The sequence below is a fragment of the Sphingomonas sp. CFBP 13603 genome, from assembly GCF_014892665.1.
Taxonomy (GTDB): Bacteria; Pseudomonadota; Alphaproteobacteria; order Sphingomonadales; family Sphingomonadaceae; genus Sphingomonas.
Window position 1 is genome coordinate 126070 of record NZ_JADBIA010000004.1, and the last position, 13067, is coordinate 139136.

At 68.1% G+C, this 13067-nt stretch carries 14 protein-coding genes; 12 read left to right on the top strand and 2 right to left on the bottom strand.

Annotated features, from left to right (window positions below):
* Positions 1-7: 7 nt before the first annotated feature.
* Genes cobN through cobJ form a run of 5 tightly spaced genes read left to right on the top strand, consistent with a single transcriptional unit; the run spans position 8 to position 6496 of the window.
* Positions 8-3241 (top strand): cobaltochelatase subunit CobN, encoded by a 3234-nt coding sequence (gene cobN / locus IFR23_RS08330; RefSeq protein WP_192975476.1) that lies wholly within the window; start codon positions 8-10, stop codon positions 3239-3241.
* Positions 3238-4386: a cobalamin biosynthesis protein CobG gene (locus tag IFR23_RS08335; protein WP_342344899.1), complete on the top strand. Its 1149-nt coding sequence runs from the start codon at positions 3238-3240 to the stop codon at positions 4384-4386. The genes cobN and IFR23_RS08335 overlap by 4 nt, the downstream gene beginning before the upstream one ends.
* On the top strand, positions 4387-5016 hold the full coding sequence (locus IFR23_RS08340) for a precorrin-8X methylmutase (protein ID WP_192975477.1): 630 nt from the start codon (positions 4387-4389) through the stop codon (positions 5014-5016). It begins immediately after the preceding gene.
* Complete coding sequence (gene cobI / locus IFR23_RS08345) at positions 5013-5750, top strand: precorrin-2 C(20)-methyltransferase (protein WP_192975478.1); 738 nt, start codon at positions 5013-5015, stop codon at positions 5748-5750. The genes IFR23_RS08340 and cobI overlap by 4 nt, the downstream gene beginning before the upstream one ends.
* A complete protein-coding gene (gene cobJ, locus IFR23_RS08350) occupies positions 5747-6496 on the top strand; it encodes a precorrin-3B C(17)-methyltransferase (protein WP_192975479.1) in 750 nt (249 codons plus the stop codon). Before cobI ends, cobJ begins: the two co-directional genes overlap by 4 nt.
* Here the strand turns inward: cobJ and IFR23_RS08355 are convergent.
* Positions 6472-7221 (bottom strand): cobalt-precorrin-6A reductase, encoded by a 750-nt coding sequence (locus IFR23_RS08355; protein ID WP_192975691.1) that lies wholly within the window; start codon positions 7219-7221, stop codon positions 6472-6474. The two genes, cobJ and IFR23_RS08355, sit on opposite strands and share 25 nt — an antisense overlap.
* Between IFR23_RS08355 and cbiE the strand changes: the two genes are divergently transcribed.
* The 7 genes from cbiE to IFR23_RS20430 all read left to right on the top strand — a co-directional run bounded on the left by cbiE (position 7211) and on the right by IFR23_RS20430 (position 12593).
* Positions 7211-8419 (top strand): precorrin-6y C5,15-methyltransferase (decarboxylating) subunit CbiE, encoded by a 1209-nt coding sequence (gene cbiE / locus IFR23_RS08360; protein ID WP_446740894.1) that lies wholly within the window; start codon positions 7211-7213, stop codon positions 8417-8419. The genes IFR23_RS08355 and cbiE overlap by 11 nt on opposite strands.
* Positions 8401-8793, top strand: coding sequence for a cobalamin biosynthesis protein (locus IFR23_RS08365; RefSeq protein WP_342344900.1), 393 nt, complete (start codon positions 8401-8403; stop codon positions 8791-8793). Before cbiE ends, IFR23_RS08365 begins: the two co-directional genes overlap by 19 nt.
* Positions 8790-9575 carry a precorrin-4 C(11)-methyltransferase gene (cobM, locus tag IFR23_RS08370; protein WP_192975481.1) on the top strand — a complete coding sequence of 262 codons (786 nt, stop codon included), beginning with the start codon at positions 8790-8792 and terminating at the stop codon, positions 9573-9575. Before IFR23_RS08365 ends, cobM begins: the two co-directional genes overlap by 4 nt.
* Positions 9572-10879, top strand: coding sequence for a cobyrinate a,c-diamide synthase (locus IFR23_RS08375; RefSeq protein ID WP_192975482.1), 1308 nt, complete (start codon positions 9572-9574; stop codon positions 10877-10879). Before cobM ends, IFR23_RS08375 begins: the two co-directional genes overlap by 4 nt.
* Positions 10876-11595, top strand: coding sequence for a uroporphyrinogen-III C-methyltransferase (cobA, locus tag IFR23_RS08380; protein ID WP_192975483.1), 720 nt, complete (start codon positions 10876-10878; stop codon positions 11593-11595). The genes IFR23_RS08375 and cobA overlap by 4 nt, the downstream gene beginning before the upstream one ends.
* On the top strand, positions 11592-12350 hold the full coding sequence (gene cobF, locus IFR23_RS08385) for a precorrin-6A synthase (deacetylating) (protein ID WP_192975484.1): 759 nt from the start codon (positions 11592-11594) through the stop codon (positions 12348-12350). The genes cobA and cobF overlap by 4 nt, the downstream gene beginning before the upstream one ends.
* 120 nt (positions 12351-12470) lie before the next feature.
* Positions 12471-12593, top strand: a complete 123-nt coding sequence (locus IFR23_RS20430) for a hypothetical protein (RefSeq protein ID WP_274599171.1) — start codon at positions 12471-12473, stop codon at positions 12591-12593.
* A gap of 77 nt (positions 12594-12670) precedes the next feature.
* Here the strand turns inward: IFR23_RS20430 and IFR23_RS08390 are convergent, their stop codons facing one another.
* Positions 12671-12940 carry a DUF1488 family protein gene (locus tag IFR23_RS08390; protein WP_107962382.1) on the bottom strand — a complete coding sequence of 90 codons (270 nt, stop codon included), beginning with the start codon at positions 12938-12940 and terminating at the stop codon, positions 12671-12673.
* Between the last annotated feature and the right edge of the window lie 127 nt (positions 12941-13067).

Consider the following 13067-nt stretch of genomic DNA (forward strand, 5'->3'; position numbering starts at 1 on the left):
GCCCACGATGCACGTCGTCTTCCGCGAGACTCACGGGCTGGAGGAAAGCACGGTCCCGCAGGACCTCGCCCAATCCCCCGCGGATCTCGTCGTCCTCTCCTTCTCCGACGGTGACCTCGGCGCGTTCGCCGCGGGTTGGAGACGTGCGGATGCGGCCGGAAGCCGACTGCCCTCGCTACGCCTCGCGAACCTGACCGCACTCCAGCATCCGCTCTCGGTCGACACCTATGTCGAGCAGACGCTGGCGGGCGCGAAAGGCATCCTGATCCGGCTGATCGGCGGGCGCTCGTACTGGAGCTACGGCCTGCAACAGGTCGAAAACCTCGCGCGGGAGAAGGGCATAGCGCTCGCCGTCCTCGCAGCGGACGGGCGCATCGACACGCGGCTCGACGCCGCCTCGACGATCCCGCTATCGACGCTCCGCCGTTTGGCCCATCTCTGCGACACCGGCGGCGCAGTCGCGGCGCAGGCGGCGCTAGCCCAGTTCGCGCTGGCCGCCGGCTGTTACGCTGGTCCCGTAACGGGCGTCCGCGCGATCGCCGATGTCGGCGGCTGGCAGCCACATGACGGCGTGACCTGCCCGGCCGCGTTCGCCCTGAACGCGACACGCCCCCGCATCCTGATCGTCTTCTACCGCTCATACCTGACCGCCGCGGACCTCGACCCGATCGAAGCGCTCCACGCCGAACTTTCCGCGCGAGGGTTCGACGTCATCGGCCTCTTCGCGCCTTCGCTCAAAGCCCCCGACGCAGCCGTCTGGCTGAGCCGCTGGGTCAATGCACTAGAACCCGCCGCAGTCGTAAACGCCACCGCCTTTTCCGCCCGCGGCGTCTCCGACACGACGCCTCTCGACGGCGCGAACGTGCCCGTCTTCCAGATCGCGCTAGCCACCTCCGACCGCGCCGCCTGGGCCGGTGCCACCCGAGGCCTGTCGCCCGCCGACTTGGCCATGCACGTCGTCCTCCCCGAAGTGGACGGTCGCCTCTTCGCCGGCGTCGCCAGCTTCAAGGAGAGCGCCGCCCGCGACGGCGACCTCGAATACACCCGCCGCGAACACCGCGCCGACCCGGCCCGCATCACCGCCATCGCCGCGCGCATCGAAGCCTGGACTAGCCTCGCCAGCAAGCCCGTCGCTGAGCACCGCCTCGCGATCGTCCTCTCGACCTACCCCGGCAAGGCATACCAGATGGCGCACGCCGTCGGTCTCGACGCGCTAGCCTCTACGCAAGCGATCCTCGCCGACCTCACGGACGCCGGCTACGCGATTACAGCCGACGCGGCGGACCTCGCTAGCGCTTACATTCACTGGCCGCTCTCCGAGTATCGCAACGCCATCGCGTACCTCCCAGAGGCCCTGCGTAAGGACCTTCAGGAAACCTGGGGCGATCCAACGGAAGACTTCACGTTCACCGCGATCGATCAGGGCGGCGCACTCGTCGCCCTTCAACCCGAACGCGGCCGAACCAAGCAACGCACGGAGGAATATCACGACCTCTCGCGTTGCCCCTGCCACGCCTATGTCGCCTTTTACCTCTGGCTCCACGCGCGGGGCACCGATGCGCTGGTCCATGTCGGCGCGCATGGCACGCTCGAATGGCTCCCCGGCAAGTCGGTTGCGCTGTCCGATGCCTGCTGGCCCGAGGCGCTCACCGGCGCGATGCCCGTCATCTACCCGTTCATCGTCAACGATCCCGGCGAGGCGGCGCAAGCCAAACGCCGCCTCGGTGCGGTCACGCTCGGCCACGTCCCGCCACCGCTGGAGCGCACGCGCACCGGTGCCGGCCTCGGCCGCCTCGAAGCGCTGCTTGACGAATTCTCCAACGCCGACGGCCTCGATCCGGCGCGCCGCGACCGCCTGCAACGCGACATCCGCGACGAAGCCACCGCCACCGGTCTCGCCGCAACGCTGGGCCTCGACGACGCACAGTCCCAAGCCGACGCGATTACCCGCATCGACACCTTCGTCTGCGACGTGAAGGAGAGCCAGTATGGCGACGGCCTCCACATCTACGGCCGCGGCGAACACGGCGCAGCGGAACGCGCGGGTCTTCTGTCGGCGCTCCAAGGCAAACGCGTCGCGTCCGGCCCGTCCGGCTCCCCGTGGCGAGGCCGCGCCGACGTCCTCCCGACCGGCCGCAACCTCTACACCACCGACCCTCGCGCGGTCCCGTCGCGCGCCGCCCATACTCAGGGCGTGAAGCTCGCCGACGAACTCATTCGCCGCCATTTGCAGGATCACGGCGATTACCCTCGCACCCTCGTCGTCGACCTATGGGCCTCCGCCACGATGCGGACCGCGGGCGAGGAGTTCGCGATGGCGCTCCATCTGCTCGGCGCGGAACCGGTGTGGGACATGCAATCCGACCGCGTGACGGGTGTCGAGATCCTGCCACTGGCGAACTTCGACCGCCCCCGCATCGACGTCACGCTGCGCGTGTCGGGCCTGTTCCGCGACGCCTTCCCGACGCTTTGCACAATGTTCGGCCAGACTGTCCGGGCCCTCGCCACACGCGACGAACCGCAGGACTGGAACCCGTTCGTCGGCAAGCCCTCCACCGCCCGCGTCTACGGTCCCGAACCCGGCCGCTACGGCCTGAGCATGGGCGACGCCGCCGAAACCTACACGCCCGCAGCGCGCCTGACGGCCGGCCAAGCTTGGCTGTCCGCCTCCAGCCACGTCCTCGACGACGGCCAAGACAGTTTCGATCCCACCGGCATCCGCGAGCGTGTCGCCGCCGCGGATGCTTTCGTCCACGTCCAGGACCTGCCCGAGACCGACCTCCTGCTCGCCGCAGATTACGCCGCGCACGAGGCCGGCTTCGCCGCCGCGCAATCGGTCGCAGGGGGCAGCGCCACGCTCTACCATCTGGACGCGCGCGATCCGAACCAGGCCAAGGCCCGCCCGCTCAACGAGGAGATAGCCCGCGTCGTCCACGCCCGCGCGGCAAACCCGGCCTGGGTCGACGGCATGATGCGGCACGGCTTCCGTGGCGGCGCGGAGATCGCCGCCACGCTTGATCACCTCGGCGCCTTCACGCACCTCGCCAGCGCGGTTCGTCCCGAACTGATCGATCTCTATTACGACGCGACGCTGGGCCGCGACGACGTCCACGCCTTCCTCGCCAATGCCAACCCGGGCGCGCTCGCGGCGATGAAGGCGCGGTTCGCCGCCCTCCACGCCGCCGATCTCTGGCCGACCCGTCGCAACTCGATCCTCGCGAGCCTGGACTTGCCGATTTGACCCCGCCGGTTACCAACGGCGTCGTCAAAGGCTGGTGCCCCGACGCCTGGCGTCCGATGATGGCCGGCGATGGACTGCTGGTCCGTGTAAGGCCACCGCTTGGCCGTCTAACGCGCGCCCAGGCACTTGGCGTCTGCGAAGCGGCGACAAGGCACGGCAACGGTCAGATCGACGCCACCACCCGCGCCAACCTCCAGATCCGCGGCGTCCGGGAGGATAGCTGGCGCCCGCTGATCGACGCGCTTCTCGACCTCGCCCTGATCGAGTCCGACCCGGTCCGAGAAGCGCGCGCCAACATTCTGGTCGCTGCCGAATGGTGCGTGGGCGACGATACCCACCGCATCGCCGAAGACTTGCGCGCCCGCCTCGCGGAACTACCGGACCTCCCCGGCAAAGTCGGCTTCGCGGTCGACGCTGGCCCGACGCCCGTACTCAGAGACGCCTCAGCAGACTTCCGCATCGAACCTGCTGCAACCGGCCAATTGATCCTCCGTGCGGATGGCCGCTCCAACGGCATACCGCTATCGCCCGGTACCGAAGTCGACCGGCTGATCGCGCTCGCGCACTGGTTCGTCGAAAGCGGTGGCCGCGCCAATAAACGCATGGCACGCCACCACGCGCCGCTCCCCGATTGGGCGACCGCGACGACACCCCCCGCATTCGCAGCCACGGCGCTCAAGTCCGGTCCGCATCCGATAGGCATGGCGCTCGGCCTGCCATTCGGTCGTATCGCAGCGCCAGCCCTGACGCGCTTGCTCGAAGCCGAAGCCATCCGCGCCATCCGCATGACGCCGTGGCATGTCGTGATCTGTGAGACAGACGCGCCGTTCCAGGCCAACCCGGCCGAGTTCATCACCGACCCATCTTCGCCGTTCCTGCACGCCGACGCCTGCGTGGGCGCACCGGCCTGCCAGCAAGCCACCGTCGAAACCCGCGCGCTGGCCCACCGCCTTGCCCCCCACGTCGCTGGCCGCCTGCACGTCTCGGGTTGCGCCAAGGGATGCGCCCGCGCGGCCCCCGCCGACATCGTTCTCACCGGTCGCGAAGGCCGATACGACCTCGCCTATGCCGCGCGCGCGGGCGCACCACCTGCCATCACAGGTCTGGACGCCGCCCAGATCCTCGCCCATTTCGGAGCCGCCTGAATGCCGTACGCTTATGAAACCGACGGCGCGGCGATCTACCGCCAGTCCTTCGCGATGATCCGTGCCGAAGCCGATCTCGGCCGCTTCTCACCCGAGGAAGAGCCGGTCGCGGTCCGCATGATCCACGCCGCCGGGCTCGTCGGTTTAGCCCAGCACCTCCGCTTCTCCCCCACCTTCGCGGTCGAGGCCCGTCGCGCACTGCAGGCCGGCGCCCCGATCCTGTGCGATGCGCGCATGGTCACCGAAGGCATCACGCGCGCGCGCCTCCCTGCCGAAAACCGCATCGTCTGCACGCTCCACGCGCCCGAAACACCGGACCTTGCCCGGACGATGGGCAACACGCGATCCGCCGCCGCGCTCGAACTCTGGCGCCCGTATCTCGCTGGCGCGGTCGTCGCGATCGGCAACGCGCCGACCGCGTTGTTCCACCTGCTCGACATGCTCGAGGACCCCGATTGTCCGCGCCCGGCGGCGATCATCGGCTGCCCGGTCGGGTTCGTCGGTGCGGTGGAATCGAAGGCGGCGCTCTGGACCGACCAGCCCGTGCCGTGCGTGGTCGTCGAAGGCCGGATGGGCGGCAGCGCGATCACCGTCGCCGCGATCAACGCGCTCGCGAGCGGCACCGAATGACCCTCGTGCGATCTGGGGGGACGATCCACGGCGTCGGCCTGGGTCCCGGCGCGCAGGACCTGATGAGCGTCCGTTCGGACCGCCTCGTCCGTGGCGCGCGTCATGTCGCGTATTTCCGCAAGGCCGGACGTCCCGGCCAGGCGCGAAAGATCGTCGAGGGCATGCTCCGCGACGACGTGATCGAATTCGCGATGGAATACCCGGTCACCACCGAGATCCCCGTCTCGGATCCGCGCTACAACGACTGTCTGTCGGCCTTTTACACCGCGTGCACCGATCACCTCGCCGCGCTCGTCCAGGCAGGCGAAGACGTCGTGGTCCTCTGCGAAGGCGATCCGTTCTTCTACGGCTCGTTCATGCACCTCTACACCCGGCTCCAGCCCATCGCACCGGTCGCAGTCGTCCCCGGCATCACTGGCATGTCTGGCGCCTGGACCGCGAGCGGTGCGCCGATCACCTGGGGCGACGACGTCCTGACCGTCCTGATGGGGACGCTGCCCGAGGAGGACCTCGTTCGCCGGATCCGAGACACCGACGCGCTGGTGGTGATGAAGATCGGCCGCCACCTCGACAAGCTCCGCCGCGCCGTCGCCGCCGCTGGGCGCGAGGACGCGGCATGGCTCGTCGAATATGCCGCGATGGGGAACCAGCGCGTCACGCGGCTATCCGAAGCGAACGCCGTCACACCCTATTTCGCGATCCTCCTGATCCATGGGCAGGGGCGTCGCCCATGACCGGCTGGCTCGCCATCGCAGGGCTCGGCCCCGGCAACGAAGCGCTCGTGACGCCCGAAGTCACCGCCGTACTCGCCGACGCGACCGACGTGATCGGCTACATCCCCTACGTCGCCCGCGTCGCCCCCCGCGAAGGCCTGACGCTCCACCCGACCGACAACCGCGTCGAACTCGACCGCGCCACGCACGCGCTCCAGCTGGCTGCGCAAGGCCACCGCGTGGTCGTCGTATCCTCTGGCGACCCGGGCGTGTTCGCGATGGCGGCGGCGGTGTTCGAAGCGCTCGAAGCCGGCCCGCGCGAGTGGCGCGACCTCGATATCCGCGTGCTGCCCGGCATCACCGCGATGCTCGCCGCAAGCGCGCGCGCCGGTGCGCCGCTCGGCCATGATTTCTGCGCGATCAACCTGTCGGACAATCTCAAGCCCTGGCCGCTGATCGAACGCCGCGTGCGGCTAGCCGCCGAAGCCGACTTCGCGATCGCCTTCTACAACCCCCGATCGAAGGCGCGCCCGGATGCGCTGATCCGCATCTTCGAGATCCTCCGCGAAACCTGCGCCGACGACCGCCCCGTCCTGTTCGCACGCGCCGTCTCCACGCCCGAGGAAACGCTCCGCATCGTGCCTTTGCCCGAAGCTCGCGCGGAGATGGCCGACATGCGCACGATGATCATCATCGGCTCGAGCCTGACCCGGATTATCGAACGCGCAGGCGGCCCGATCCTCTATACGCCGCGGTCGGCGCCGTGATCGATCCAGCGCAGCACGTCCTCCGCGGCATGCACCTCCAGCCGATCCGGCAGGACCGGTCGGTCGATCATGATCACCGACAGCCCGAGCGCACGCGCCGCGCGCAGCTTGGCCTGCGCGCCCGTACCGCCCGCATTCTTGCAGACGACCATCTCGATCCCGTGCGCTGTCATCAACCGCCGGTCGCCGTCCAGATCGAACGGCCCACGATCGACTACCAGATGATGCCGCAGCAAACCGGGCGGGTGGTCGGGCGCATCGACGAACCGCAGCAGATACTCATGCTGAGGCTGCGCGCCGAACGCATCGACATGCATTCGTCCCAACGCCAGCATCACGCGCCGCGCCGGGCCTGCCAGAGCCGCGACCGCCGCCTCGATATCGGCCACCCGCGTCCACCGATCGCCAGCGACGGGAGCCCAGGGCGGCCGCGTCAAAGCGATATGCGAAACGCCTGCCCGTGCCGCGGCCGTGACGGCGTTCGCGCTCATCCGAGCCGCGAACGGATGCGTCGCGTCCACCAGATGCGTCACGCCGTGCTCACGCAGATACGACGCAAGCCCATCGACGCCGCCAAACCCACCGACGCGCACCGGGATCGGCTGAACCTTTGGGCTGGCGACACGCCCGGCATAGCTGAGCACTGCATCGTCGCCGCGCTTCGCCAGCATCGCAGCGAGCGCGCTCGCTTCGGTCGTACCGCCAAGAACGAGGATGGTCGGAATGGCTGAGGCTCCATGGCTGACGATCGTCGGGATCGGCGAAGACGGCATCGCCGGCCTCTCCGCGCCGGCCCGCCTGGCGCTTGCCGAAGCGGAGGTCGTGACGGGCGCGACCCGCCATTTGGCGCTCGTCGGCGATCTTACGGCTGAGGTCGAACCTTGGCCAGTACCGTTCGATCAGGGCATCTCGCGGTTGCTCACGCACCGCGGCCGCCACGTCGTCATGCTCGTCTCTGGCGATCCGTTCTGGTTCGGCGCAGGCACGTCGATCACGCGCCATCTGCCTGCCGACGAATGGATCGCGTATCCCGTATCGTCGACGTTCAGTCTCGCTGCAGCCCGGCTCGGCTGGCCGCTGGAGGACACGCCGTGCCTCGGTCTTCACGCCGCGCCATTTTCGCGGCTGCGTCCTCACATCGCGGTCGACCGCAAAGCGCTAGTCCTGGTGCGTGACGGCGATGCGATTGCCGTTCTCGCGCGGTATCTGTGCGCGCTCGGCTTTGGAGGATCGCGCCTGCACATTCTCGAAGCACTTGGCGGCCCTCGTGAACGCATCCGCCACGCCATCGCCGCCGACCTGGATTTCGCCGATATCGCCCATCCCGTTGCGATCGGCATAACATTCGCCGGCGCAGGTGACATGTTGCCCCAGGCAACCGGTCTGCCCGACGCGTGGTTCGAGCATGACGGCCAGATCACCAAAAGCCCGATCCGCGCGCTGACCTTGTCCGCACTTGCTCCGAAGCCGGGTGAGAAATTGTGGGATGTCGGCGCCGGCTCGGGTTCGATCGCGATCGAATGGCTGTTGTCGCATCCATCGACGCAAGCGGTCGCGTTCGAGGCCGACCCGACCCGCGCCGGCAGGGCCCGCGCCAATGCCGCCGCTCTGGGGGTAGACCGTCTGACGGTCGTGGAGGGCAGGGCGCCTGAGATCCTCGAAGGCCACGCACGGCCCGACGCCGTTTTTATCGGCGGCGGTCTGTCGGAAACGCTCCTGGAATCGCTGTTCTCGATGCTTGCCACCGGAACGCGTCTGGTCGCCAGTGCGGTCACGCTGGAATCCGAAGCGCTGCTCACGCGCTGGCAGGGACTGAAAGGCGGCACGCTATTGCGCATCGAACTGTCCGACGTGGTCCCGATCGGCTCGCGTCGCGGCTGGCGCGCGCGCTATCCCGTGGTCCAGTGGAGCGTCTGCTTGTGATCGTCGCCGGCTTCGGTTTTCGGGCGGGCGCGACGCTCGACACGTTGCGCACCGTGCTCGCCAGCGCGCAACATGGCTACCCTCCGGTAACCGCGCTTGCCGCGCCGCACGACAAGCAGGCGCTGGTATCGCCCCTCGCCGAGGCTATGGGTGTGCCGATGATCGCGGTATCGCCCAGCGCGTTGCAGTCGGCACAAACGTCGACGCGGTCTGCCGCCAGCCTCGAGGCGCGCGCCACCGGCAGCGTTGCCGAAGCTTCTGCGCTCGCCGCGGCGGGGCCAGGCGCCCGGTTGCTGACCCCCCGTCACATTTCGCCCGATCGAATGGCGACCTGCGCCATCGCGCGATCAGTTGCCGAAGGATTCGAAGCATGACCGTTCACTTCATCGGAGCCGGCCCCGGCGCGCCCGATCTTCTCACGCTGCGAGGTCGCGATCGGATCGCCGGATCACCGGTCTGCCTATACGCCGGCTCACTGATTCCGGTGGCAATGCTCGATCACTGTCCGCCCGGTGCGCGGATCGTCAACACCGCGGCCTTGTCGCTCGACGAGATCATCGCCGAGATCCAGACAGCAACCGATGCCGGCCAGGACGTCGCGCGGCTCCATTCGGGCGATCTGTCGATCTGGTCGGCAATGGGCGAGCAACTCCGCCGCCTCCGCGCGCTCGACATCCCGTTCACTATAACGCCCGGCGTACCAGCCTTCGCCGCCGCCGCCGCCGCGCTGGAGATCGAGCTCACGCTCCCCGAACTCGCTCAATCGGTCGTACTGACCCGCACGCCGGGCCGTGCCAGCACGATGCCACCTGCGGAAAAACTCACCACGTTCGCCGCTACCGGGGCGACGCTGGCGATCCACCTTTCGGTGCACAACCTCGCGCAGGTCATCGCCGAACTGACGCCGGCTTACGGCGCCGAGTGCCCGGTCGCGATCGTCTGGCGCGCGAGCTGGCCCGACCAGCAGATCGAACGCGCCACGCTCGCAACGATCGCGGACACGATCGAAGGCAAGCCCGACCGCACCGCGTTGATCCTCGTCGGACAGGCGATCTCGCCCAAGGATTTCGCCGAAAGCAGCCTCTACGCGCAAGGCTATGACCGTCGCTTTCGCCCACAATCGGCGGAGTCGAAGTTTGCCGGAGGTGAGGCATGACCCCAGGCCTGCTTGTTGCCGCCCCAGCCTCGGGCACCGGCAAGACCACCGTCATGCTCGGCCTGCTCCGTGCGCTTCGCGACGACGGGGTTGCGGTCCAGCCGTTCAAGAGCGGCCCCGACTATATCGACCCGGCCTTCCACCGCGCCGCGAGCGGCCGGGCATCGTTCAACCTCGATAGCTGGTCGATGCCCGCTGCCATGCTCGATACGCTCGCGGCGAAGGCCGACGATGCCGACTTCGCGCTTGCCGAAGGATCGATGGGGCTGTTCGACGGCGTTGCCAGGCCGGGCGAGACCGGCAACGGCGCCAGCGCAGACATCGCTCGCCGGATGGGCTGGCCGGTCGTCTTGGTGATCGACGTTTCCGGCCAGGCACAGTCCGCCGCGGCCACCGCGCTCGGGTTCAGCCGTTACGATCCCAGCGTGCCGATCGCCGGTGTCATCCTCAACCGCGTCGCCAGTCCGCGGCACGAACGGCTCGCGCGCGCCGGCATGGACGCGGTCGGCATCCGCGTGTTCGGCGCTTTGCCGAGGCGCGGCGACCTGAAGCTGCCGGAACGGCATCTAGGGCTTGTGCAGGCGGTCGAGCATGCCGACCTCGATGCGCGGATCGATGAGTATGCGACATTCCTGCGTGCGCACGTCGATATCCCAGCGCTCCGCGAGGCTGCCGCTGCAACCGCGACATCCGTTCCCCACGAAGCCTGGGTCCGCCCTCCGGCACAACGGATCGCGCTCGCGCAGGATGCCGCGTTCTCGTTCACCTATGCGCACGTCCTGGAGGGCTGGCGCAGAGCAGGGGCTGAAGTGCTGCCGTTTTCACCGCTTGCCGACGAGGCGCCCACATCGGACGCCGACATCGTCTGGCTACCCGGCGGCTATCCCGAACTCCATGCCGGACGCCTCAGCGAAGCGCGCAGTTTCCACGCCGCGCTCGCCGAGCATGCCCAGACGCGCCCCGTCCACGGCGAGTGCGGCGGCTACATGGCGCTGGGCGAGGGGCTGATCGACGCCGACGGGACACGCCACCGGATGGCCGGGCTGCTCGGCCTCGTCACCAGTTATGCGCAGCGAAAGATGCATCTCGGTTATCGACGAGCGTCGCTGCTAGCACCGATGGCGGGCTTCGCGCAGGGCGCCACGCTCGCAGGGCACGAGTTTCACTATTCGACGATCCTCGAACAGCCCGACGCGCCACTAGCCGATGTCGTGGATGCGCAGGGAGAGGCAGTGCCGGAAACGGGCTCCCGTCGCGGACGGGTCACCGGTACGTTCTTCCATATGATCGCGCCTGTTTCGTGACGGGGTTCGTGTCCTTCGTCGGCTCGGGCCCGGGCGATCCCGAGTTGCTGACATTGAAGGCCGTGGCGCGGTTGCAGGCTGCGGACGCGGTATTGTTCGACGACCTGTCCTCGGCGGTACTCGGCCATGCACGCCATGGTGCCGATCTGGTCGCGGTCGGCAAGCGCGCCGGGCGGCCTTCGCCGAGCCAGGCGCACGTCTCGCAACTTCTCGTCGAGTACGCCCGAACCGGCATCCGCGTCGTCCGGCTCAAATCGGGCGACGCCGGCATGTTCGGCCGTCTCGAGGAAGAGATCGTCGCGCTGCGAGCGGCGGGCATCCCGTTCGAGATCGTCCCGGGCATCAGCGCCGCGAGCGCCGCCGCGGCCGCTGCGCAGATTCCGCTCACACGCAGGCTCAGCGCGCGGCGCGTCCAGTTCGTGACAGGCCACGACGTCACTGGCGATCTGCCCGAGCAGCGCAACATGGCCGCCCTCGCGGATCCCGAGGCGACGACGGTGGTCTTCATGCCCAAGCGAACCTTCCCCGCGCTGGCCGCATCGCTGATCGCGCATGGCCTGTCGCCCGGCACGCCGGCGATGATTGCCGAGAATATCGGGCACCCCGACCAGAGCCTGGCGCGCTCGACGATCGCAGAGCTTGCCGCGCGATTGCAGGAGGGCTTTTCCGGCAAGCCCGCGCTCATCCTCTACGGCCCGCTGATGGACGCGGAATGATCGACCTTCACCTCATCGGCATCGGTACGGGCAATCCGCAGCATCTCACGCTGGCCGCGATCGCGGCGATGAACGCTGCCGACCTCATCCTCCTGCCGCGCAAAGGTGACGCGAAGTCGGACCTGATCGATCTCAGACGGACGATCTGCGCGGACGTCGTGACCGGCGAAACGCGCATCGTCGAGTTCGATCTTCCGCACCGCGATCCGGACTCGCCGTACCTCGATGCGGTCGATCACTGGCATGATTCGATCGCCGATGCGTGGTCCGACCAGATCGCCGCGCATCTGCCTGACGGCGGTAAGCTGGCGTTGCTCGTGTGGGGCGATCCATCGCTGTACGACAGCAGCCTGCGGATCGCCGATCGGTTGCGGGAGCGCGGCATGGCGATCCGTGTCCATGTCGAACCCGGCATCACCAGTCTTCAGGTGCTCACTGCGGCGCACGCCATTCCTCTCAACACGCTTGCCGCGCCGGCGCTGATCACGACGGGGCGCCGGTTGCGGGCAGGGGGCTGGCCGGAGGGGGTGGATACGCTCGCGGTGATGCTCGACGGCGGATGCGCATTCGAGACGCTCGCAGACGAAGGCATTGCGATCTGGTGGGGCGCCTATCTCGGCATGCCGAACCAGTCATTGATCGCAGGTCCGCTCGAGCAGGCTGGCGCGGAGATCGTCCGCACCCGCGCTTCGCTCCGCGCAGAGCATGGCTGGATCATGGATATCTACCTGCTCCGCCGGGAACGACGCATCTGACCGCCCTATTCGTTCGGCCTGCTGCAGGATGAAATGAACGCACGATTGACGCGCCGTTCAGGTGCCGTGCCGGTTCTGGATCATAAGTCGAGCCGATCGAGGAAATGACGGAGTTCGACCATGCTCAGGATCGTCATCATCGTCTTTGCGACGATATGGGGAGCATCGATGCTGTTCGGGGTGACGCTGCTCGTCGGCAGCCACTATTCGGCGCGCATCCGGCGGTTCGTGACCGGCGACTAGGTCATCGGCTTTCTGGGAAGTGTGAGCCGACGGCCAGCGTGTCCTGAAGACGATCGCCGGCCGCCCGCTTTCCGCCGTTATTCGAGGTCGTTCTCGTCGACGACGATCGTCGAAGCCCCAGGCTTGCGCTCCAGCGCTGCCAGGCACGCATCGACGATATCGTCGTTGAAACGGTTGAACAGCTCGATGCCGTCATCCTCGGGCTCGTCGCCGCTCAACTCCTTGAGAACCGCGTATTTTACCGCGAACTCATATTCGTCGCCATCGAACTCGCCGAGGAACTCGATCTGCTTCTGGATATCGTTGTCGACGATGCTCGACTGATCGATTTCTAATGCGCTGGCCATGTCGGAACTCCTGAGGTTTGCCCGCCTACTGCCCGCGCTCGGGCAACAGCGCAAGCGTCGGCGCAGCAAGCAAAACTATGCGAGGCTTCGAGCGGGTTGACCTTCTGCCGATACGATGACACGAGTG

Bases quoted from the DNA above. Each gene is read 5' to 3' on its own strand.
- cobN (WP_192975476.1), top strand. From the start codon at position 8: ATGCACGTCGTCTTCCGCGAGACTCACGGGCTGGAGGAAAGCACGGTC.
- IFR23_RS08340 (WP_192975477.1), top strand. From the start codon at position 4,387: ATGCCGTACGCTTATGAAACCGACGGCGCGGCGATCTACCGCCAGTCC.
- cobI (WP_192975478.1), top strand. From the start codon at position 5,013: ATGACCCTCGTGCGATCTGGGGGGACGATCCACGGCGTCGGCCTGGGT.
- cobJ (WP_192975479.1), top strand. From the start codon at position 5,747: ATGACCGGCTGGCTCGCCATCGCAGGGCTCGGCCCCGGCAACGAAGCG.
- cbiE (WP_446740894.1), top strand. From the start codon at position 7,211: ATGGTCGGAATGGCTGAGGCTCCATGGCTGACGATCGTCGGGATCGGC.
- cobM (WP_192975481.1), top strand. From the start codon at position 8,790: ATGACCGTTCACTTCATCGGAGCCGGCCCCGGCGCGCCCGATCTTCTC.
- IFR23_RS08375 (WP_192975482.1), top strand. From the start codon at position 9,572: ATGACCCCAGGCCTGCTTGTTGCCGCCCCAGCCTCGGGCACCGGCAAG.
- cobF (WP_192975484.1), top strand. From the start codon at position 11,592: ATGATCGACCTTCACCTCATCGGCATCGGTACGGGCAATCCGCAGCAT.
- IFR23_RS20430 (WP_274599171.1), top strand. From the start codon at position 12,471: ATGCTCAGGATCGTCATCATCGTCTTTGCGACGATATGGGGAGCATCG.
- IFR23_RS08390 (WP_107962382.1), bottom strand. From the start codon at position 12,940: ATGGCCAGCGCATTAGAAATCGATCAGTCGAGCATCGTCGACAACGAT.